General features: G+C 68.9%; 19 protein-coding genes, 1 tRNA gene and 1 riboswitch. Of the genes, 10 read left to right on the plus strand and 10 right to left on the minus strand.

Features of this window, described 5'->3' with window-relative positions; genetic code table 11:
* Positions 1 to 5 precede the first annotated feature (5 nt).
* The 4 genes from ureC to ACO2RJ_RS13975 form a co-directional block, all read right to left on the minus strand.
* The gene (gene ureC / locus ACO2RJ_RS13960) at positions 6 to 1,718 is read right to left on the minus strand and encodes an urease subunit alpha (protein WP_423268607.1); all 1,713 of its coding nucleotides are present in this window, start codon (positions 1,716 to 1,718) and stop codon (positions 6 to 8) included.
* 34 nt (positions 1,719 to 1,752) lie between these two features.
* Positions 1,753 to 2,268, minus strand: a complete 516-nt coding sequence (ureB, locus tag ACO2RJ_RS13965) for an urease subunit beta (RefSeq protein WP_423268608.1) — start codon at positions 2,266 to 2,268, stop codon at positions 1,753 to 1,755.
* Between the two features lie 47 nt (positions 2,269 to 2,315).
* A complete protein-coding gene (locus ACO2RJ_RS13970; protein WP_423268609.1) occupies positions 2,316 to 2,627 on the minus strand; it encodes an urease subunit gamma in 312 nt (103 codons plus the stop codon).
* 144 nt (positions 2,628 to 2,771) lie between these two features.
* On the minus strand, positions 2,772 to 3,359 hold the full coding sequence (locus tag ACO2RJ_RS13975; protein ID WP_423268610.1) for a HupE/UreJ family protein: 588 nt from the start codon (positions 3,357 to 3,359) through the stop codon (positions 2,772 to 2,774).
* A gap of 245 nt (positions 3,360 to 3,604) precedes the next feature.
* Here ACO2RJ_RS13975 and ACO2RJ_RS13980 point away from each other — a divergent pair, with 245 nt between their 5' ends.
* The 5 genes from ACO2RJ_RS13980 to ACO2RJ_RS14000 all read left to right on the plus strand — a co-directional run bounded on the left by ACO2RJ_RS13980 (position 3,605) and on the right by ACO2RJ_RS14000 (position 8,472).
* Positions 3,605 to 4,891 carry an ABC transporter substrate-binding protein gene (locus tag ACO2RJ_RS13980; protein ID WP_423268611.1) on the plus strand — a complete coding sequence of 429 codons (1,287 nt, stop codon included), beginning with the start codon at positions 3,605 to 3,607 and terminating at the stop codon, positions 4,889 to 4,891.
* A 113-nt stretch (positions 4,892 to 5,004) separates the two neighbouring features.
* Positions 5,005 to 5,895: an ABC transporter permease subunit gene (locus ACO2RJ_RS13985; protein ID WP_423268612.1), complete on the plus strand. Its 891-nt coding sequence runs from the start codon at positions 5,005 to 5,007 to the stop codon at positions 5,893 to 5,895.
* A gap of 5 nt (positions 5,896 to 5,900) precedes the next feature.
* Positions 5,901 to 7,043, plus strand: a complete 1,143-nt coding sequence (locus ACO2RJ_RS13990; RefSeq protein WP_423268613.1) for a branched-chain amino acid ABC transporter permease — start codon at positions 5,901 to 5,903, stop codon at positions 7,041 to 7,043.
* Complete coding sequence (locus ACO2RJ_RS13995) at positions 7,040 to 7,765, plus strand: ABC transporter ATP-binding protein (RefSeq protein ID WP_423268614.1); 726 nt, start codon at positions 7,040 to 7,042, stop codon at positions 7,763 to 7,765. The genes ACO2RJ_RS13990 and ACO2RJ_RS13995 overlap by 4 nt, the downstream gene beginning before the upstream one ends.
* Positions 7,765 to 8,472 (plus strand): ABC transporter ATP-binding protein, encoded by a 708-nt coding sequence (locus ACO2RJ_RS14000; RefSeq protein ID WP_423268615.1) that lies wholly within the window; start codon positions 7,765 to 7,767, stop codon positions 8,470 to 8,472. Before ACO2RJ_RS13995 ends, ACO2RJ_RS14000 begins: the two co-directional genes overlap by 1 nt.
* Positions 8,473 to 8,484: 12 nt before the next feature.
* Here the strand turns inward: ACO2RJ_RS14000 and ACO2RJ_RS14005 are convergent, their stop codons facing one another.
* Positions 8,485 to 9,237 (minus strand): LuxR family transcriptional regulator, encoded by a 753-nt coding sequence (locus ACO2RJ_RS14005; protein WP_423268616.1) that lies wholly within the window; start codon positions 9,235 to 9,237, stop codon positions 8,485 to 8,487.
* 378 nt (positions 9,238 to 9,615) lie between these two features.
* On the opposite strand from ACO2RJ_RS14005, the gene ACO2RJ_RS14010 reads away from it, so the two are divergent.
* Positions 9,616 to 10,698 carry an Acg family FMN-binding oxidoreductase gene (locus tag ACO2RJ_RS14010; protein WP_423268617.1) on the plus strand — a complete coding sequence of 361 codons (1,083 nt, stop codon included), beginning with the start codon at positions 9,616 to 9,618 and terminating at the stop codon, positions 10,696 to 10,698.
* A 226-nt stretch (positions 10,699 to 10,924) separates the two neighbouring features.
* Here ACO2RJ_RS14010 and ACO2RJ_RS14015 read toward each other — a convergent pair.
* Positions 10,925 to 11,014: transfer RNA gene (locus tag ACO2RJ_RS14015), tRNA-Ser, on the minus strand.
* Positions 11,015 to 11,245: 231 nt separating this feature from the next.
* Here ACO2RJ_RS14015 and ACO2RJ_RS14020 point away from each other — a divergent pair.
* Together ACO2RJ_RS14020 and ACO2RJ_RS14025 are read left to right on the plus strand one after the other, a co-directional pair.
* On the plus strand, positions 11,246 to 12,040 hold the full coding sequence (locus ACO2RJ_RS14020; protein ID WP_423268618.1) for an ion transporter: 795 nt from the start codon (positions 11,246 to 11,248) through the stop codon (positions 12,038 to 12,040).
* A 276-nt stretch (positions 12,041 to 12,316) separates the two neighbouring features.
* Positions 12,317 to 12,820 (plus strand): invasion associated locus B family protein, encoded by a 504-nt coding sequence (locus ACO2RJ_RS14025; RefSeq protein WP_423268619.1) that lies wholly within the window; start codon positions 12,317 to 12,319, stop codon positions 12,818 to 12,820.
* Positions 12,821 to 12,871: 51 nt separating this feature from the next.
* Here ACO2RJ_RS14025 and ACO2RJ_RS14030 read toward each other — a convergent pair whose 3' ends face one another.
* A complete protein-coding gene (locus ACO2RJ_RS14030) occupies positions 12,872 to 13,990 on the minus strand; it encodes a 2'-deoxycytidine 5'-triphosphate deaminase (RefSeq protein WP_423268985.1) in 1,119 nt (372 codons plus the stop codon).
* Positions 13,991 to 14,096: 106 nt separating this feature from the next.
* Positions 14,097 to 14,176: riboswitch (SAM riboswitch) on the plus strand.
* Positions 14,177 to 14,226: 50 nt separating this feature from the next.
* Here ACO2RJ_RS14030 and ACO2RJ_RS14035 point away from each other — a divergent pair.
* The gene (locus ACO2RJ_RS14035; RefSeq protein WP_423268620.1) at positions 14,227 to 15,426 is read left to right on the plus strand and encodes an O-succinylhomoserine sulfhydrylase; all 1,200 of its coding nucleotides are present in this window, start codon (positions 14,227 to 14,229) and stop codon (positions 15,424 to 15,426) included.
* Positions 15,427 to 15,556: 130 nt separating this feature from the next.
* Positions 15,557 to 15,745 (plus strand): hypothetical protein, encoded by a 189-nt coding sequence (locus ACO2RJ_RS14040; RefSeq protein WP_423268621.1) that lies wholly within the window; start codon positions 15,557 to 15,559, stop codon positions 15,743 to 15,745.
* 25 nt (positions 15,746 to 15,770) lie between these two features.
* Here the strand turns inward: ACO2RJ_RS14040 and ACO2RJ_RS14045 are convergent, their stop codons facing one another.
* The 3 genes from ACO2RJ_RS14045 to ACO2RJ_RS14055 form a co-directional block, all read right to left on the minus strand.
* Positions 15,771 to 16,649, minus strand: a complete 879-nt coding sequence (locus tag ACO2RJ_RS14045; RefSeq protein WP_423268622.1) for a type 1 glutamine amidotransferase — start codon at positions 16,647 to 16,649, stop codon at positions 15,771 to 15,773.
* 2 nt (positions 16,650 to 16,651) lie between these two features.
* A complete protein-coding gene (locus ACO2RJ_RS14050; RefSeq protein ID WP_423268623.1) occupies positions 16,652 to 17,827 on the minus strand; it encodes an iron-containing alcohol dehydrogenase in 1,176 nt (391 codons plus the stop codon).
* Between the two features lie 166 nt (positions 17,828 to 17,993).
* Complete coding sequence (locus tag ACO2RJ_RS14055; RefSeq protein WP_423268624.1) at positions 17,994 to 19,379, minus strand: aldehyde dehydrogenase family protein; 1,386 nt, start codon at positions 19,377 to 19,379, stop codon at positions 17,994 to 17,996.
* Positions 19,380 to 19,429 lie beyond the last annotated feature (50 nt).

Genomic DNA, 19,429 nt, shown 5'->3' on the forward strand with positions numbered 1-19,429 from the left:
CCGGCTCAGCGGAAGTAGAACAGCTGAGTCAGCGGCAGCGTCTTCGCGGGCTTCACCGTGATGCGCTCGCCGTCGACATAGACGTTGTAGGTCTCCGGATCGATCTCGATGTTCGGCATGGCGTTGTTGTGGATCATGTCGCGCTTCGAGATCGTGCGGGTGCGCTTCACGGGCTTCAGGGTCTGGTGGGTGCGCAGGCGCCCCTCGAGCCCGGCGTCGAGCGCCGCCTGGGTGACGAAGGAGTAGCTGAGGCGGCCCGGATTGGCGCCCATCGAGCCGTATTGCGGCCGGTACTTCAGCGGCTGGCAGGTCATCAGCGAGCCCGCGGGATCGCCCATCGCGCCATGGGTGATGAAGCCGCCCTTCACCGTGACCTCGGGCTTGGCGATGAAGAATTTCGGCCGCCAGAACACGAGGTCCGCGAGCTTGCCCGGCGTGATCGAGCCGACATAGGAGTCGACGCCGAAGGTGATCGCCGGGTTGATCGTGACCTTCGAGAGATAGCGCTTGATCCGGTAGTTGTCGTTGCCGGAGCCGTCCTCGGACAGGCGGCCGAAGCGCTGCTTGTTGACGGCCGCAAGCTGGAAGGAGCGCTGCGCGCTCTCCGCCGCGCGGCCGACGCCCTGGCTGTCGGAGCCGATCATCGAGATCGCGCCCATGTCGTGCAGCACGTCCTCGGCGCGCATCGTCTCGGCGCGCGCGCGGCCCTGGATGAAGGCCATGTCGGTCGGCACCGACTTGTTGAGGTTGTGACATGTGATCAGCATGTCGATTTCTTCGTCATAGGTGTTGATCGAGAACGGATTGGTCGGGTTGGTCGAGCTCGGCAGGCAGTTCGGCTCCATCACGCAGCGCATGATGTCCGGCGCGTTGCCGCCGCCGGCGCCTTCCGCGTGGTAGATGTGCATGACGCGGCCGTTGATCGCCGCCATCGTCTCCTCGTAGTAGCCGGTCTCGTTCAGCGTGTCGGCGTGGACCTGGACCTGGAAGTCGAGCTCGTCGGCGAGGTCCATGCAGGTCTCGATTGAGGCCGGAGACGACGACCAGTCCTCGTGGATCTTGAGGCCCGTGGCGCCGCCAATCACGATCTGCTCGATCAGCGCGCCCTTGGTGGCGGCGTTGCCCTTGCCGAAATTGCCGAAGTTCAGCGGGAAGTCCGCCATCGCCTCCAGCATGCGGTGGAGGTTGAAGACGCCCGGGCATTCGATGCCGACCGTCTTCGGGCCGGAGCCGCCGCCGATCACCGTGGTGAAGCCGGCGTTCTGGTACTCGTAGAGCTGCTGGACGCTGTCGAAATGCGGGTGGATGTCGACGAAGCCGGGCGTCACGATCATGCCCTCGACCGACAGGATGTCGGTGTTGGGGGAGACGATCAGGCCCGGCGTGATGTTCATCGTGTCCGGATTGCCGGACTTGCCGACGCCGACGATCATGCCGTCCTTGACGCCGATGTCGCCCTTCACGACGCCGAGGATGGGGTCGATGATCACCGCGTTGGTGACGACGAGATCGAGCGCGCCGTCGCTCGCCTTCCATTTGGACGCCTGGCCCATGCCGTCGCGGATGGTCTTGCCTCCGCCGAACACCAGCTCGTCGCCATAGGTCGTGTAGTCGTGCTCGATCTCGGCGACGAGGCCCGTGTCGGCCAGATGGATCTTGTCGCCGGTGGTCGGGCCGTATTGCGCCGCGTAGTCGGGCCGGGAGATCTTCATGCTCATGGGTGTCGTCCGGTCTGGCGTTGCGGGCTGACGATCAGGACTTCTTCTTCGGCTTCGGGCTTGGCGCGAAGCGTTCGTCGGGCTTCACGCGCAGCTTGAAGCGCTCGCCCTCGAAGCAGTAGCCGTGCGCCTTGAGCTTCTGCATCGTCAGGTCCTTGATGATCTCGGAGCGGACGGTGCCGTTGGTCATGTTGTTCATGCCGAACGCGACCTCGCGGCCGACATAGGTCGTGAGCTGGACCTTGCGGCTCTGGCCGGGCTCGAAGCGCACCGCAGTGCCGCTCGGGATGTCGAGGCGCATGCCGAAGGCGGCCGCGCGGTCGAAAGCCATCGCGCGATTGCACTCGGCGAGATGGTAATGCGCGCCGATCTGGATCGGCCGGTCGCCGGTGTTGACCAGCACCAATTCGATCGAGCGCCGGTCGACATTGATCTCGATGTCGCCCTCGGCGAAGTCGATCGCGCCGCACTTCTCCGGCTCGCCGACCTCGAACGCCTCGGACGGCACGACGGATTTCGGCAGCGGCGGGCGGGTCCATTTGGCGGGCATGGCGCTCTCCGGGAGGTCTCGGGCGACGGGGCCGGGCGGCCCGCGTCTCAGTCGCGGATGGGGTTCATGACGGTCACGAGCTTAGTGCCGTCGGGAAACAGGGCCTCGACCTGAAGGATGGTCAGCATCTCGGGGACGCCGGTCATCACGTGCTCGCGCTTCAGGATGGTCGCGCCGTACTCCATCATGTCGGTGAGCATCGGGATCACCCCCTCGCGGGCGCGCTCCAGGATCTCGTCGCTGATGACGGCGATGGCTTCGGGGTAGTTGAGCGGAACGCCCTTCTCGAGCCGGCGGCGCGCCATCTCGGCGGCGGCCCAGAGCTGGATGCGTTCTTCTTCGCGCAGAGTGAGATGCATGGTCTCCGATCCCAGGTTGCGGCGGAGGAGGCCGCCGGCGGCGACCGCTAAAATGTCTTCGAGCAGGCGCGGCGATCGGGCCTCAAGCGGCGGGGGGCGACCTGCCGATCGAGATCGTCACGCCCGCCCGAAGCCGAGAGGCCGTCAGAGGGCGCCGGCGAGGATCGCGGCGCCCGCGACGGCGAAGGCGCCGCCCGCCGCGCGGAACAGCTGCGGCCGCAGCGAGGCGCCGACGCCCCGCGCCGCGAGCCCGCCGCCGATCCCGACGAGGTGGAGCAGCCCGGTGGCGAGGAGGAAGCCGGCGCCGTAGGCCAACCCGCTCGTCGTGTCGGACATCTCCGCGCCGTGCGCATGGCCGTGGAAGACCGCGAAGAAGCCGACGAGCGCTACGGCCGCCACGGTCGGGAGCCCGACCCCGAAAGCGAGCACGAGACCGAGCGCCAGAACGGAAAGCCCGATGCCGAGCTCGACGAAGGGCACGCCGATCTGCGCCATGCCGAGCGCGCCGCCGACCGCCATCATCCCCATGAAGGCGAGCGGCGTCGCCCACAGCGCGCGGCCGCCGAGCTGGGCCCCAAGCAGCCCCACCGCGACCATCGCCAGCACGTGGTCGGCGCCGCCGACGGGATGGCCAAACCCATGCGCGAAGCCGTCGACATGGCCTGCGCCCACATGGGCGAACGCGGCCGTCGGCAGCATCGCCAAACCTGCGCCGAGCAGAGCTTTCTTCATCTCAGGGTCTCCGGTCCTTGGCCCCCGGGAGCGCCGCGACGCGGAACGTCGGACGGGACCCTTAGGCGAATTCGCTAGACGTCACGCTGCGGAAGTCGCGGGCGCCTTCTGACGTCTGACCCTGGAATGTGAACGCCGATCGGAAGCGGCTTACATCCTCCCTTTTCGGGTAGCATGAAGCCCCCGCCCCGCCCCGCTAGGCTGCGGACAGAAATGTCTAGATGAACGTCCAGAGAGGCAGCCTCATGAAGACTCCAGCCCGACGCGGCCTTTCCTCGTCGCTCCTCGCCGTCGCCCTGCTCGGCGGCGCGGCGATCGCGACGCCGGCCATGGCGAAATCCAAGGACAAGATCGTCGTCTGCACGATCGACGATCTCTCCGGCGACTTCTCGATCATGTCGACGCCGAAGACCTACGGCTACAAGCTCGCCGTCAAGGAGATCAACGACGCCGGGGGCGTCGAGGTCGACGGCAAGAAGAAGCTGATCGAGCACGTCCAGTATGACGGCCAGTCCGACGTCAAGCGCTACCAGGAGCTCGCCCAGCGCTGCGTGTTCGACAAGGAGGCCGACGTCGTCATGGCCGGCTACACCGGCGCCGAGCGCGAGGCCGCCCGCCGCGAGGTGGTCCGCAACAAGACGATCTACTGGCACAACAATCAGGGCGAGGGCGGCATCGCCGACCACTATTCGTTCTTCTCCGGCCCGACGCCCGAGCAGCAGGTGCTGCCGGCGATCAAGCAGATGGTCGAGAAGTTCGGCCCGCGCATGACCTTCATCGGCGCCGACTACAATTTCTGCCGCGCGATCGGCCAGTGGGTGCGCGTCGCGGCCGGCCTCGCCGGCGGCAAGGTGGAGATGGATGAATACTTCCCGTTCGGCGTCTCCCAGTGGCAGGCGACGATCGACAAGATCAAGGGCATCAAGCCGGACTTCCAGGTCCACTGCCTCGTCGGCGCCGAGCAGGTGCAGTTCTACCCGCAGGCCCAGGCCGCCGGCCTGAAGACCCCGGTGTGGTCGAACGTCACCATCACCGACGGCTATGAGCACAAGCGCTTCGCGCCGCCCTCGCTCGCCAACATCTTCGTGCCGCCGGGCTACATCGAGGACGTGCCGGGCGAGGCGAGCCAGGCCTTCGCGAAGAAGATCCGCGCGATGTTCCCCGACACGGTCTACGTCAACGAGCACGCGGCCTTCGGCTACGTCGCGGTCAAGGCGATGGCCGAGGCCTGGAAGAAGGCCGGCACCACCGACACCGAAAAGACGATCGCGGCGCTCGAGAGCGACATCTCGATCCCCGACGCGCCGGGCGGCCCGTGGATCATGCGCGGCTCGCAGCACCACGCGGCCATGCACACCTACCTGTTCAAGGTCGGCGAGGACCACAAGCTCGAGATGATCTCGGACCTCGGCATGACCGAACCGACCTTCCTGACCGAGGTCGGCGTCGACATGCGCAAGAAGGCCCCGAACCGGCAGTTCCTGCCGCCGGACAACCCGGCCTGGAAGACCTACCTGACCCCGTCGAACTGACCACCAGCCACGCGTCCTGCGCCGGTCCCCCGGCGCAGGACTTGCGTGCCGCAGAGCATGCCCTTTGCGTTCGGGGGCCACCCTAGCCGCCGAAGCCGCGCGAGGAGCCGACGATGGAATTCTCCGGCCAGCTGTTCAGCTGGATCTACCAGTACTTCGACAACATGGCGTTCCTGCTGCTCGCCGCGTCCGGCCTGATCCTGATCTACGGGATGATGGGCGTGATCAACATGGCTCACGGCGAGCTGATGATGATCGGCGCCTACATCGCCGCGACCTGCTTCCACGCCGGCGCCCCGGCCCCCGTCGCGATCGTCGCGGCCGGCGTCGGCGCGGGGATCGCCGGCATCGTGCTGGAACGGCTCGTGATCCGGCATTTCTACAACCAGCTGCTCTCCTCGCTGGTGATGACCTGGGGCCTCAGCCTCATCCTCAGCCAGGGCGCGCTGCTGCTGCTCGGCCCCTCCATCATGAACATGCCGACCCCGTTCGGCAGCTTCACCGTCGGCGGCTTCTCCTTCGGCGCCTACCGGATGGTGCTGTTCGCGGTCGCGATCGGGCTGATCGTCGCCGTCTGGGCGCTGTTCCGCTTCACAGCCTTCGGGGTCGCCGCCCGCGCCGCGATGGAGAACCCGCGCATGGCGGCGGCGCTCGGCGTCGACACCAAGCGGGTCTACACCCTGACCTTCGCGCTGGGCTCCGCGCTCGGCGGCATCGCGGGCGCGATGTTCGCGCAGACCGCGACGATCTCGCCCTTCTTCGGCCAGAACTACACGCCGCTCGCCTTCATCACCGTGGTGATGGGCGGCAGCGCGAACGCGATCCTCGGCCTCGTCTACGCCTCGCTCTATCTCGCCGGCGTCCAGACGATCGCCTCCAACGTGTTCAACGTCTATGTCGGCTACGTCTCGATCATGGCGGCGGCGCTGGTCGCGCTGCTGGTGATGCCGTCGGGGATCTCCGACTTCGTCCAGCGCCGCCGGGCGCGGGCGATGGAGCGCTGACGCTGATGGCCCCCCCGCCCTCCCCGTCTTTGCTCGGCCGCGTCGCCGGAGCGTTCAACGGCCCGCAGACGCTCGGCAACTCACGGATGTTCTGGAGCCTGTGGCTCATCGCGGTCATCGGCTTCACGCTGCTGCCGATGTTCGCGTCGCGCTACGAGGTGCTGACGGCGAGCAACTTCCTGATCTCGGCGATCCTCGCCCTCAGCCTATCGCTGATCTGGGGCTATTGCGGGATCCTCAGCCTCGGCCAGGCGGCGTTTTTCGGGATCGGCGGCTACGCCTACGGGATCGTCGGCATCAACCTCATCGAGCGCATGGGCGACACCAACCTCGCTCTGCTCGCGGGCGTCGTCGCGCCGGCGCTGTTCGCCGCCGCGATCGGCGGGCTGATGTTCTATAGCCGGCTGAAGGGCGTCTATGTCGCAATCCTGATGCTGGTGGTGTCGCTGCTGCTCGGCCTGTTCATGCGCCAGACCGCCGACCCCAGCTACACGATCGGCGGGGCCTATCTCGGCGGCATGAACGGGCTCGGCCCCGCCACCGCCTCGGACCCCAACCTGCCCAGCCTGACGCTCGGCCTGCCTGGCCATGCGATCGAGATCGACGGCCGCAGCCAGGAGTTCTACTGGCTGATCCTCGGGATCGGGATCGCGGTCTATCTCGGCCTGCGCTGGCTGGTGAATTCGAGCTTCGGCTATCTGCTGGTCGCCTGCCGCGAGGACCAGCAGCGCACGGAGACCTTCGGCTACGACGTCCGCCTCGTGCAGCTCGGCGTGTTCTGCCTGTCGGCGGCCCTCGCGGGCCTCGCCGGCGCGCTCTACACGGCGTGGGGGACCTACATCCACCCCGACGGCTTCAGCGTCGCGCCGAACATCCTGGTCGTGATCTGGGTCGCGGTCGGCGGCCGCAAGGACCTGACGTCCGTCGTGGTCTCTACGCTCGCGCTCAGCTGGATCTCGATCGAGCTCGCGGCCTGGGGCGAGATCTCGCTGTTCGCGCTCGGCGTCATCCTGGTCGTCGCGATGCTCGCCGCCCCCGAGGGCGTGGCGGCGACGCTCGGCGCCTGGATCGCCCGCCTCGCCCATGGGCGGCGGCGTCGCGGCGAGACCGGCGCCGCGCTGTCGCCTGAGCTGGAGGCCGCGCGATGAGCGGCCCGACGGAGCCGATCCTCGCGGTGCGCGACGTCCACAAGGTCTATGGCGGCGTCCACGCGCTCAACGGGCTGTCGCTCGAGGTCCAGGCCGGCGAGGTGCATTGCGTGGTCGGGCCGAACGGCGCCGGCAAGAGCACCTTCTTCAAGACGCTGATCGGCGTCGAGCGCCCCACCTCCGGCGCCGTCATCTACAAGGGCCGGGACGTGACGAGGCTGCCGGCCTTCCGCCGGGCGCGGCTGGGGCTCTCGGTGAAGTTCCAGAACATCAGCGCCTTCGGCGAGCTGACGGCGCTGCAGAACCTGTTCGTGCCGCTCCGGCGCAACCATCGCAAGGCCGAGATTCCCGCCCGCGCCGCCGCCGTCCTCGCGCGGGTCGGCCTTCCCGGCGTCGAGGACGTCGAGGTGCGCCGCCTGTCCCACGGCCAGCAGCAATGGCTGTCGATCGGGCTCTCGATCGCCGCCGAGCCCGACCTGCTGCTGCTCGACGAGCCGGCCGCCGGCCTCTCGGCGGAGGAGACCACGAAGACCGCGGGCCTGATCCGCGAGCTCAACAGCCAGGGCATGACGATCATCGTCATCGAGCACGACATGGGCTTCATCCGCAGCCTGAAGGCGCGCACCAGCGTGCTGCATTACGGAAGGTTGTTCGCGCAAGGCGAGTTCGACGAGATCGCCGCGAACGAGGACGTCCGCCGCATCTATCTGGGGACGGCCTGATGGGCGCTCCCCAGCTCGAGCTCGCCTCCGTCCGGTCCGGCTACGGACGGGTGAAGGTCGTCGACGACGTCTCGATGCGGGTCGAGACCGGCGAGATCGTCGCCGTGATCGGCCGCAACGGCGTCGGCAAGTCGACGCTGATGAAGACGGTGATCGGCGCGCTGCCCACGCTGTCGGGCGCGGTGAGCTTCCGCGGGACCGACATCACCCGGCTCGACGCCGCGCGGCGCGCGCGGCTCGGGATCGGCTACGTGCCGCAGGGACGCGAGGTGTTCGCGCGCATGTCGGTCGCGGAGAACCTCGCGCTCGGCGTGCGCGTCGGCGACGCGCCGCGGCCCGATCTCGAGCGCGTCTTCGGCTTCTTCCCCGTCCTCAAGAAGCGGCTGTCGCAGCCGGCGGGCTCGATGAGCGGCGGCGAGCAGCAGCAGCTCGCGATCGGCCGCATCCTCGCGGGCCGTCCCGACATCATCCTGCTCGACGAGCCGTCGGAGGGGGTCCAGCCCAACATCGTGCAGGACATCGGCCGCATCATCCGGCGCCTGCGCGCGGAGGAGCGGCTGACGGTGCTGATCGTCGAGCAGAATCTCGCGCTGATCCGCGCGGTCGCCGACCGCTGCCTGATCATGGACAAGGGGGCGGTGGTCGCCGAGATCGAACCGCAGGAGCTCGACGATCCGGAAGCGGCCGCCCGTCACCTCGCGATCTGAGGCGGTCCGCCGTCAGATCAGCCCCATCTGCACGGCGGCCGCGACCGCCTGCGCGCGGTTGCAGGCGTCGAGCTTGCGGATCGCGTTCTTGAGATGCAGCCGCACCGTCTCGACCGAGCGCCCGATGATGATCGCGGTGTCGGCCGAGGTCTTGCCGGCGGAAGCCCAGCGCAGGCACTCGATCTCGCGCGGCGTGAGCGCCACCGGATGCACCGTGTCGATCTGGTCCTCGAGTCCGCGGTCGAGCACGAACTGCGTGAAGGCGTGCGTCAGCCAGTGCAGCGGCGCGCGGGCGTGCTCGCGGATCTCCGTCCAGTTCGCGGCGGTGCGGTCGGTGATCGCGCTCACCACCGCGAACCGGCCGAACGGCAGATGCACCGGCACCGTGATGCCGCGCGACAGGCCGTAGTCGTTGAGATAGTCGCAGGCCGCCCTCTGCTTGTCGGAGAGGCCCGCCCGCCGCTGCACTTCTGTCCACTCGAGCGGCATGGTGCCGTCGAAACAAGCCCGATAATAGGGATCGACGGTCATGAACTGGCGCCACTCGTCCTCCCAGTCGTCGGGAAAGTTGCGGACGTTGAGCTTGAGCGGCAGCCAGTCGCCGTTCGGCAGGCGGGCGGGCGTCGGCAGGTAGCCGTAGAGCACCTGGGTGAATCCGAGATCGGCGGTGATCTCCATCAGGCCGTCGAGCGCGCTCTCGAAGGTTTCGATCCGGTCCGTCCGGTCGACGAAAGCCTGGCGAAACGAGGTCGAGACGGCGAACATCAGTCTGATCCCGGAGCGATCGATCATTCCGTTGAATGCGTCGGCGCCCGAGGGCGCGGCGATTACAACGCAAGATTGGCGCCATGGCGGGATGGGGCGAGGCGGGCGACGGTACGCCTCGCCGGCGCTGGACAGCCGGATCGCCGGCTCCGCATCTGAAGCGCCGGGCTCGAGCTCGCCGGTAGGGCGTCCGCCAGAAGCAACCCAAACCCAAATCCAGAACGTCGACTTTGACGTGAGGTGCGGAATGGCGGGCCACGCCCGATGATGATGAGCGCTCCGCCTACGCAATAGCGCCCGCACGCCGTATCATGCGGCCTTGACGCGGTTTGAGCAGTTCAAGCTCCGGCGAAGGAACTGCCCGTGAACCGACGACAGGTGCTGATCGGCGCGGGGACGACCGCCGCGCTGGGCGGAGGAGCGGCCTCTCTCACGATGTCCGCTATGGGGTCGTCATCGGACTATGTCGCGGGGATCGCCGCTCTGCGAAGGCGTTTGGCGGATACGCCATCCGCGCGAGACCTTATCCGCTACGCCACGCTGGCGCCCAATGGCCACAACACGCAGCCATGGCTCTTTCGCATCGGCGACCAGAGGATCGAGATCCTGCCCGACTTTTCGAGGCGGACGCCGGTCGTCGATCCTGACGACCATCATGTTTTCGTCAGCCTCGGGGCCGCCGCCGAGAACCTCGCGCTAGCGTCCGCCGCGCGCGGCGCGCCCGGCGCCGTCCGATTTGACTCACGCGACCAAGGCTCGGTCGTGTTCGATTTTGAGCAGGCGCAGCCGATCCCGTCCCCCATGTTCGACGCCATAGCCACGCGGCAATCGACGCGCGCCGACTATGACGGTCACAGGGTCCTTTCGACCGATCTCGACAGGCTCGCCAAGGCGGCGGCCGTGCCCGGCGTAGATCTCGTTCTGCTCACCGATCGCGGCCGGATCGATCAACTGCGCGACCTCGTTCTGACGGGCAACGGCATGCAGATGGCCGACGCCGCGTTCGTGCGGGAACTGAAATCCTGGCTTCGGTTCAACCCACGGCAGGCGCTGCGAACCCGCGATGGCCTCTACAGCGTGGCGAGCGGCAACCCGGCGCTGCCGGACTGGCTCGGGCCTCATGCGTTCGACTGGCTATCGACGGCAAAGTCGCAGAATGACGCGTACGCCCGCCAGATCCGATCTTCGTCCGGGATCGCCGTGTTTGTCGGAGCCGGGGAAACCCCCGCACACTGGGTGGCGGTCGGGCAGGCCTGTCAGCGCTTCGCCCTTCAGGCGACGGCGCTGGGATTGAAGCACGCCTTCATCAACCAGCCGGTCGAGGTTCCTGGACTGCGTCCCGAACTGGCCGCGCTGATCGGTCTGCCCGGCAAGCGGCCGGATATCGTGATGCGGTTCGGCTACGGTCCGACGCTGCCGTGGTCGCCACGCCGGCCGGTCGATTTGGTCATCGTGACGTGAGCGCATTCCATATGCAGGCGGAGGCGCGTGGGGAGATCGGCGGCAGGGAGATAATCCATTGGCGCGGCGCGATCGTCACGTGGAGCGAAGGTCGAGCCACGCTTGTCAAATGGAGCCCTTAAAGGTTCTTGAAGCTCCGGCAAGCGTTCCAGTTTCAATCCACTGCGGCTAACGACGGCGATTGCTATGTCGCACAATATCGCGGCTTAGCGCTGACTCAGCGGAATGGCGGAGAGGGTGGGATTCGAACCCACGGTACGGTTGCCCGCACAACGGTTTTCGAGACCGTCCCAATCGACCACTCTGGCACCTCTCCGAAAAAAGAGCGCGTCGATGGGCGTGGCATACACCGGCGGGCGGGCGCGACACAAGCGGCGCGCGCCGGTTTCCTGCGGGGCGTCCGGCGCGGCCAAACGGCCGGGCGCGGCGGCCGATGCGCGGACGCCCCGCCGGCGGCTTGACGCGGCGCGGGAGATCGGGAACAGGACGACGCGTCGCTCCCGCGCCGGCGGGGACGCGGCCCACCCGTTCGAGCGCCCCAGCCGCCATGTCCGTTCTCGCCCGCCTCGTCGACAGCCCGCTCGCCGAGCGCGTCATCCTGGCCCTCGTCCTGGTCAACGCGGTCACGCTTGGGCTCGAGACCAGCCCGAGCGCGATGGCCCAATGGGGCGGCCTGCTGCACGCGCTCGACCAGGCCATCCTCGCCGTGTTCGTGGCGGAGATCGCGGCGCGTCTCGTCGTCCGCCGCGCGGCCTTCTTCCGCGATCCCTGGTCGGTGTTCGACTTCGTCGTCGTCGCGATCGCGCTGGTTCCCGCGACCGGGCCGCTGCAGGTGGTGCGGGCGCTCCGGGTGCTGCGCGTTTTCCGGCTGATCACGCTCGCCCCGTCGCTGAAGCGGGTTGTCGGCGCGCTGATCGGCGCGCTGCCCGGCATGGGCTCGATCGTGCTGCTGCTCGCGCTCGTGCTCTATGTGTTCGCGGTGATGGCGACGCATCTCTACGGCGCCGACATGCCCGACAAGTTCGGCAATCTCGGCATCTCGATCTACACGCTGTTCCAGCTCGTCACGCTCGACGGCTGGTCGGGCGAGATCGTCAAGCCCGCGATGGAGACGCACCCTTACGCCTGGGTGTTCTTCATCATCTTCATCCTCGTGACCTCGTTCACGGTGTTCAACCTGTTCATCGGCGTGGTGGTCAACGCCATGCAGGCCGAGCACGAGCTCGAGCTGACCGAGAAGACCGGCCGGCCGCCGGTGTCGATGGACGATCTGATGCAGGAGCTGAAGAAGCTCCGGGCCGAGGTGGCGCGGCTCGATGGCGCGGGCCGGCCGCCGGCCTGACCGGGCGCCGCCCGTCGACGCGCGGCGGCGGCGATCCGCCGCCCCCGACCGTCCGGCCTGCCCGCCCGGAGGGAGGCCCGGCGGCCCCGCCGCGCCGCCGCTTGCGCCTCGTCCTCGATGACGACGGCCTCGCGAGCCGAGGGCGGGATCACGGCGCGGAAAGCGGGCGTCGACCCAGAGCGTCTCGCATGATCGTGATCACGTCGCGTTTGAGTTCCCGGCCTCGCCGGCTAAACCCGTGCAGTCAACCCACACGCCGCAGGGGTGCGCGCACACATGTTTCGTAACGTCATCGCAGCGCTATCACTTGTTTTCTTCGTGACGCCAGCGTCCGGCGCCGCAAATCCACAGAAGATCGGGACCTTCAAAGACTGGACGGTATGGAAATACACGCAGACGTCGCGCAAGCGCTGCTTTATATACTCGAATCCGACAAGATCCGAACCAAGACGTCTTGATCACGGGCTGGTATCGTTCTTCGTGCGGAGCACGGTTCGCAAGGACGTCGCAAGCGAGGCGAGCCTTCAGGTCGGCTATCCTCTCGCGCCGGGATCGGAAGCGGTTCTCGACGTCGACGGCGGCAAATTCAGGCTCGCCACGTCCGGCAAAGGAGCGTGGCTCGTCAAACCGGAGCGCGAACGCGAACTGCTCGACGCCCTGCGGAAGGGGTCGACACTGACGGTCAGCGCCCGCTCCGCGCGCGGCAACCGGACGACGTACGCCTTCTCCTTGGCGGGCGTCACAGACGCCATGGGCCGCCTGAGGCAGGCGTGTCCCTGATCATGCGCCGAGGCGGGCGAAGGCCCCGGGCGTCGTGCCCGACGCCCGCTCCTAGGGCGCGCGGAAATGCTTGGAGAGCTTGAGCTTCTGGCCCTGGTAGTTCGAGGTGGCGAGCTCGCCGTAGAGCGTCGTCGGGCGCTCCAGCATGCGCTCATAGACGAGGCGTCCCACCGTCTGGCCGTGCTCGAGGATGAAGGGCACCTCGTGGCTGCGCACCTCGAGCACCGCCCGGGCGCCGGCGCCGCGGGCCTCCGCATGGCCGAAGCCGGGATCGAAAAAGCCGGCGTAATGCACGCGGAACTCGCCCACCAGCGGGTCGAACGGGACCATCTCGGCGGCGTGGTCGGGCGGCACCTGCACCGCCTCGCGCGAGGCGAGGATGTAGAACTGGCCGGGATCGAGCACGAGCCCCGAGCGGCCCGCGCGGATCGGCTCCCAGAAATCGGCGACGTCGTGCGCGCCCGGGCGGTCGACGTCGACCACGCCGGTGTGGCGCTTCGCGCGCCAGCCGACGAGGCTCGCGGCGTCGCCCGTCAGGTCGACGGTGACGGCGACGCCGCCATTGACGTCCGCCGCGTCGTCGTCGACGAGGCGGGCGCTCGCCTGCAGGTCGAGCAGCTCGGCGTCGGTGAGGCGCGCCTCGCCGCGGCGCAGGCGCAGCTGGCTGAGGCGGGAGCCGGCGCGGACCAGCACCGGAAAGGTTCGGGGCGAGATCTCGGCGAACAGCGGGCCGCGATAGCCCGCGGGCACGGCGTCGAAGGAGCGGACGCCGTCGGCGATCACGCGGGTGAAGACGTCGAGGCGGCCGGTCGAGCTTTTCGGATTGGTCGCCGCGGCGACGTCGTCCGGAAGCGCCAGCCGCTCCATCAGCGGCGCGATGTAGACGCAGCCGGTCTCCAGCACGGCGCCGGGCGTGAGGTCGATGCTGTGGAGCGTCAGCTCCTCGAGCCGCTCGGCGACGGTGCGGCCGGGGCCCGGCAGGAAGCTCGCGCGCACGCGGTGGACGACCGTCCCGAGCCGCAGGTCGAGGCTCGCGGGCTGGATCTGGTCCGGCGCGGCCGGCCGGTCGAGCGCGATCGCGCCGCCCGCGATCAGCCGCTCGATCGCCTGGCTCGGCAGGATGCCGCCTGTGATGATGTCCTTGGCCAAGCCGGGCCCCGCTCCCGCCATGCTCGGGATCGCCCCTCGCATCCGCGCCATCGTCCGGGCGTCGCAGCCCATCCGCCCTTTACGCGAACGCCCCGTTGACGCCAAGCGGCGGCGGGCTTATCGCTCGCCCTACTCCCGTGGTTCTTTGAGCCGGCCGGCTTGCCGCCACGTAAAAACAACCCGCTAAAAGGCCGGACGCGCGAACGCCTCTCGACGACGTTCCGCCGCGGCCCGGCGAAGCTCCGAGGTCGCATCCCATGAGCCGCCCCAGCCTTCCGACCGACCGTCCCTTGCGCGACGCCACCCGGCTGATCCACGAAGGGGAGGCGCGCTCGGGCTTCGGCGAGATGTCGGAGGCCATGTATCTGACCTCCGGCTTCGCCTATGACACGATGGAGGCGGCGGAGGCCCGCTTCGACGGGCGCGACCCGGGCTTCATCTATTCGCGCTTCTCCAACCCGACGGTCGCGACCTTCGAGAAGCGCATGATCGCGCTCGAAGGCGCCGAGGCCGGCCGCGCCACCGCGAGCGGCATGGCGGCGGTGACGGCTTCCATGCTCTGCCAGGTCAAGGCGGGCGACCATGTGGTCGCGGCCAAGGCGCTGTTCGGCTCCTGCCGCTACGTCGTCGAGGACCTGCTGCCGCGCTTCGGCGTGGCCTCGACGCTGGTCGACGGCGCCGATCTCGACCAGTGGCGCGCGGCCGTGCGGCCTGAGACCAAGGCGTTCTTCATCGAGACGCCGACCAACCCGACGCTCGAGGTCTACGACATCGCGGCGATCGCCGGGATCGCGCATGAGGCGGGCGCCAGGCTCGTCGTCGACAATGTGTTCGCGACGCCGATCCTGCAGAAGCCGCTGACGCTCGGCGCCGACGTCGTCGTCTACTCCGCGACCAAGCACATCGACGGCCAGGGCCGGACGCTGGGCGGCATGGTGCTGGGGTCGGACCAGTTCGTCATGGACCACCTGCACAACTTCCTGCGCCAGACCGGCCCGTCCTTGTCGCCGTTCAACGCCTGGACGCTGGCGAAGGGGCTGGAGACGCTGTCGCTGCGGGTCCACGCCATGCAGGCGAGCGCGGCCAAGATCGCCGATGTTCTCGCCGTCCACCCGAAGGTGACGAAGCTCGCTTATTGCGGGCGCGCGGACCATCCGCAGGCGGCGCTGGTGGCGAAGCAGATGGCCGGCGGCGGCACGCTGATCACCTTCCGGATCGACGGCGCGAAGCCGGAGGCCTTCCGCTTCGGCAACGCGCTGCAGGTCGTGAAGATCTCGAACAATCTCGGCGACGCCAAGTCGATCCTGACCCACCCGGCGACCACGACGCATCAGCGGCTGGCGCCCGAGGCGCGCGCCGAGCTCGGCATCACCGACGCGACGCTCAGGCTGTCGGTCGGGCTGGAGCATGTCGACGACCTGCTGGAGGACGTCGAGACCGCGCTGAAGGCCGTGTGACGGAGCCCGCGCAAGTCCCCGCCTGCGGAACTTAACCTTCCGTAAACCATGACGCCCGCTTCCGGCGAACGCGCGGCGGAGGGTCGTGCGTTCGTCACAGGGCGCCCTCGAGGTTCTTGCTGGAGGCAGGATGACGTTTCGCAACTTCCCCACGCGCGAGCCCGCGCAGGACGCGGAGGACGGCCGGAGGCGTCCGTTCGGACGCCGCGTCGGCGTGCGGGCCCGGCCCCGCCGCTCGCGGGCGGTCGTGGCGGCGGAGCTGGTCGCGCTGGCCGCCGGGGCGGCGTGGCTTGCGGTCCAGATCGCGCAGGCGATCTGAGGCGGGGGATCGTCGCCGGTCGCGATCAGGCCCGGCCGCGGGCGCTCATCGCCGGCAGAACCTGCAGCTTCAGCCAGTTGATGAGTTCGGTGCGGCGGATCTTCGGGTCGAGCACGGAGGGCGCGATGCCGAGCCGCCAGGCGAGGTCCTTGCGGTCGGGCTCGGCGTCGAGCGCGACGAGATCGGCGACGTAGGCCCGGCTTTCCTCCTCGCTGCGCAGGAAGCCTTCCGCGATCATGATCGGCGTGTAGCGGGCGAGGATGCCCCCGAGCTCGGCGAAAGTGTATTCCGGGTGGAACTGGACGCCCCAGAACACGCCCTTGCCGTGCCGGATCTCGGCGGCCTGCACGGCGCAGAGCTCGTTCGTCGCCGTCAGCGTTCCGCCGGGCGGCATCACCGCCACCTCGTCGGAGTGGATGGCCGGCGCGTCGAAAGTCTCCGTGCGGCCCCGGTGCATCGGATGGTCGAGGCCGGCCGCGGTCAGCCGGATGGAGCGGGCGACGCCGATCTCGCGGCCCTGCGGGTTGAGCTTGACCTCGCCGCCCGCCGCGACCGCCGCGACCTGCAGCCCCCAGCAGGAGCCGAAGAAGGGCAGGCCCGCATCATAGACCGCGCGGGCGAACTCGACCTGGGCGAGCGATTCCGTCTCCGCCTTCCAGAGGTTGAGGCCGGAGCCGGTGATCGCGACGCCGTCATAGCCGTCGAGGTCCTCGCCGGAGGGCAGGTTCGCGCCCTCGTCGGCTGGAAAGCACACATCGACTCTCACCGGCAGCTCCAGGCCCGCGGCGAGTTCGGAGAGCACGGCAGCGTAGAAGTCGCTCGGCGTGGCGCCCGACGACGCCGCATGGCGCTCGCGCATGGCGGGCGGGTTTCCCTCGGCGACCAGCAGGCGAAGCGGCCGCATCGTCAGACCCGCGCGGCGTCGAGATCGCCGGCGATCGCGGCGCGGAAAAGCCTCGCGAAATCCGCCGCCTTGAACGGCAGGGGGTTGCCGCCGGTGGAGGGGTCGCGCTCCGCCTTCTCGGCGAGCTCGTCGATCCGGCTGTCGTCGACGCCGAGATCGCCGAGCGAATGCGGCACGAACAGGCTTTCCCGAAAGGCGAGGACCCAGTCGATGAAGCCGTCGAAGCCGCCGTCGATGTCGAAGGAGCGCGCGATCGCCGCGAAACGCTCCTCGATCGCCGGGCGGTTGGCGACGAGCACGTAAGGCATCACGACGCCGTTGGTGAGGCCGTGATGGGTGTCGTAGAGCGCGCCGACGGGATGCGACATCGAATGGATCGCGCCGAGCCCCTTCTGGAAGGCCGCCGCCCCCATAGAGGCGGCCGCGAGCATGTGGGCGCGCGCCTCGATGTCGGAGCCGTCCTTCACCGCCCGCGGCAGGTAGATCTTGATCAGCCGCGCGCCGTTGACCGCGATGCCGTCCGCCATCGGATGGAAGCCGGGCGCCGAGAACGCCTCCAGACAATGCGCGAGCGCGTCGAAGCCGGTCCAGGCGGTGAGCTTCGGCGGCAGGCCGACGGTCAGCTCGGGATCGGAGATCACGATCGCCGGCTGCATCTTCGGATGGAAGATGATCTTCTTTTCGTGGGTCTCCTCATTGGTCACGACGGCGGCGCGGCCGACCTCCGAGCCGGTGCCGGCGGTGGTCGGGACGGCGACGATCGGCGCGATCTTCGAGGCGTCCGCCCGGGTGTGCCAGTCGCCGACGTCCTCGAAGTCCCACACCGGCCGCGTCTGCCCGACCATGAAGGCGACGAGCTTGCCGACGTCGAGGCCGGAGCCGCCGCCGAAGGCCACGACGCCGTCGGCCTCGGCCTGCTTGTAGGCCGCGACGCCCGCCTGGACGTTGGCGTTGGTCGGGTTGCCCTTGACGTCGGAGAACAGCGCGACCTTCAGCCCCGAGCCGTCCAGCACGTCGAGCGCGCGGCGCGTGATGTCCGCGTCCCGGAGCCCGGAATCGGTCACCAGCAGCGGCCGCTTGATCCCGGCCTGCGCGCAGGCCTGTCCGAGCTCCGACACGCGCCCGGGACCGAACAGCACGCGGGTCGGGTAGTTCCAGGAGGCTGTGAAGGCGGTCATCGGGTCTATCTCGCGGAGGGTCTGCTTGCGGACGTCGCTCTGAAACTCCGCCGTCATCCTCCGGCTTGACCGGAGGATCCATGTTCGGCGTCGAGCGCTACGCCGCCGATGGGTCCTCCGGTCAAGCCGGAGGACGACGAGCTCTATTCGGACAGCTCGATCGCGTTCACGACGCCTCGCGGAGATGGAAGCTTTTCGGACGCGTCAGCTGGTGGAAGCCGATCTCCGACAGCGACGCGCCGCGGCCGGTGTCCTTGACGCCGGTCCAGGCGAGCGCCGGATCGAGATAGTCGCAGCGGTTCATGAACACGGTGCCGGTCTCGATGCGATCGCCGAGCGCTTCCGCGACCTCGACGTCCTTGGTCCAGATCGACGCGGTGAGGCCGTAGGGGCTGTCGTTCATCAGCGTCAGCGCCTCCTCGTCGCCCGAGACCTTCATGATCCCCACCACCGGGCCGAAGCTCTCCTCCGTCATGACCCTCATCGAATGGTCGACATTGGTGAGGATCTGCGGCGCGAGATAGGCCGTGCCTTCCCGGTCGGCCGGAAACGCCTTCGGGTCGAGATGCGCCTTCGCGCCCTTCGCGAGCGCCTCCGCGGTCTGGGCGCGCACCGTGTCGGCGAAGCGGACGGCGGACATCGGTCCGAGGGTGGTCGCGTCGTCCAGCGGGTTTCCCAGAACATAGTTCGACGTCAGCGCGACCGCGCCCTCGACGAAGCGGTCATAGTGCTTCTCGTGCACATACACACGCTCGATCCCGCAGCAGCATTGGCCGGAATTGTAGAAGGCGCCGTCGACGAGGTTCTCGATCGCGAAGTCGAGGTCGGCGTCCTCCCGGACATAGGCCGGATCCTTGCCGCCGAGTTCGAGGCCGAGGCTGGCGAAGGTCCCGGCCGCGGCGCGCTCGACCGCCTTGCCGCCGGCGACCGAGCCGGTGAAGTTGACGTGGTCGATCGCGCCTGAGCCGATCAGCGTCGCCGACTGCTCGTGGTCGAGCACCAGGTTCCGGAACAGGCCGTCCGGAAGCCCCGCCTTGTCCATCGCCTCCTGAAAGCGCTCCCCGACGAGAATGGTCTGGGCCGCGTGCTTGAGCAGCACGGCGTTGCCCGCGATCAGGGCCGGGACGATCGTGTTGACGGCGGTCAGGAAGGGGTAGTTCCACGGCGCGATCACCAGCACCGTGCCGAGCGGGGTCCGGCGGATGAAGCGCCGGAAGCCGGACTTCGCGGGCGGGACCACGTCGGCGAGCGCGGCTTCCGCGGTCTCGACGCAGTGTTTTACGCGCTCCTCGACGCCGCGCATCTCGCCGCCGTAGCGCACGGGCCGGCCCATCTGCAGCGCGAGCTCGGGGATGATCTGCTGGTTCAGGCCGAGCAGCGCGTCGAGGAAGGTCAGCATCTTCGCGGAGCGCTCCGCGATGGGCACGCGGGCCCAGGCGGCCTGGGCGCGCTTGGCGCCCTCGACCGCCGTGGCGATGGCCTCGGGCGTCTCGACCGGCCGCCGTGCGACCTCGCGTCCGTCGATGGGAGAGATGCAGATCTGGTCGGTCATGTCGGTCCACTCGTCATCCCGGCCGCGGGCGATGCGCCGCGCCGGGATCG

The organism is Hansschlegelia sp. KR7-227 (genome assembly GCF_049446035.1).
Lineage (GTDB): Bacteria > Pseudomonadota > Alphaproteobacteria > Rhizobiales > Methylopilaceae > Methylopila.

Excerpts from the sequence above, each read along its gene's own strand:
- ureC (WP_423268607.1), bottom strand. The coding sequence starts at position 1,718 with ATGAGCATGAAGATCTCCCGGCCCGACTACGCGGCGCAATACGGCCCG.
- ureB (WP_423268608.1), bottom strand. The coding sequence starts at position 2,268 with ATGCCCGCCAAATGGACCCGCCCGCCGCTGCCGAAATCCGTCGTGCCG.
- ACO2RJ_RS13970 (WP_423268609.1), bottom strand. The coding sequence starts at position 2,627 with ATGCATCTCACTCTGCGCGAAGAAGAACGCATCCAGCTCTGGGCCGCC.
- ACO2RJ_RS13975 (WP_423268610.1), bottom strand. The coding sequence starts at position 3,359 with ATGAAGAAAGCTCTGCTCGGCGCAGGTTTGGCGATGCTGCCGACGGCC.
- ACO2RJ_RS13980 (WP_423268611.1), top strand. The coding sequence starts at position 3,605 with ATGAAGACTCCAGCCCGACGCGGCCTTTCCTCGTCGCTCCTCGCCGTC.
- ACO2RJ_RS13985 (WP_423268612.1), top strand. The coding sequence starts at position 5,005 with ATGGAATTCTCCGGCCAGCTGTTCAGCTGGATCTACCAGTACTTCGAC.
- ACO2RJ_RS13990 (WP_423268613.1), top strand. The coding sequence starts at position 5,901 with ATGGCCCCCCCGCCCTCCCCGTCTTTGCTCGGCCGCGTCGCCGGAGCG.
- ACO2RJ_RS13995 (WP_423268614.1), top strand. The coding sequence starts at position 7,040 with ATGAGCGGCCCGACGGAGCCGATCCTCGCGGTGCGCGACGTCCACAAG.
- ACO2RJ_RS14000 (WP_423268615.1), top strand. The coding sequence starts at position 7,765 with ATGGGCGCTCCCCAGCTCGAGCTCGCCTCCGTCCGGTCCGGCTACGGA.
- ACO2RJ_RS14005 (WP_423268616.1), bottom strand. The coding sequence starts at position 9,237 with ATGTTCGCCGTCTCGACCTCGTTTCGCCAGGCTTTCGTCGACCGGACG.
- ACO2RJ_RS14020 (WP_423268618.1), top strand. The coding sequence starts at position 11,246 with ATGTCCGTTCTCGCCCGCCTCGTCGACAGCCCGCTCGCCGAGCGCGTC.
- ACO2RJ_RS14025 (WP_423268619.1), top strand. The coding sequence starts at position 12,317 with ATGTTTCGTAACGTCATCGCAGCGCTATCACTTGTTTTCTTCGTGACG.
- ACO2RJ_RS14030 (WP_423268985.1), bottom strand. The coding sequence starts at position 13,990 with ATGGCGGGAGCGGGGCCCGGCTTGGCCAAGGACATCATCACAGGCGGC.
- ACO2RJ_RS14035 (WP_423268620.1), top strand. The coding sequence starts at position 14,227 with ATGAGCCGCCCCAGCCTTCCGACCGACCGTCCCTTGCGCGACGCCACC.
- ACO2RJ_RS14040 (WP_423268621.1), top strand. The coding sequence starts at position 15,557 with ATGACGTTTCGCAACTTCCCCACGCGCGAGCCCGCGCAGGACGCGGAG.
- ACO2RJ_RS14045 (WP_423268622.1), bottom strand. The coding sequence starts at position 16,649 with ATGCGGCCGCTTCGCCTGCTGGTCGCCGAGGGAAACCCGCCCGCCATG.
- ACO2RJ_RS14050 (WP_423268623.1), bottom strand. The coding sequence starts at position 17,827 with ATGACCGCCTTCACAGCCTCCTGGAACTACCCGACCCGCGTGCTGTTC.
- ACO2RJ_RS14055 (WP_423268624.1), bottom strand. The coding sequence starts at position 19,379 with ATGACCGACCAGATCTGCATCTCTCCCATCGACGGACGCGAGGTCGCA.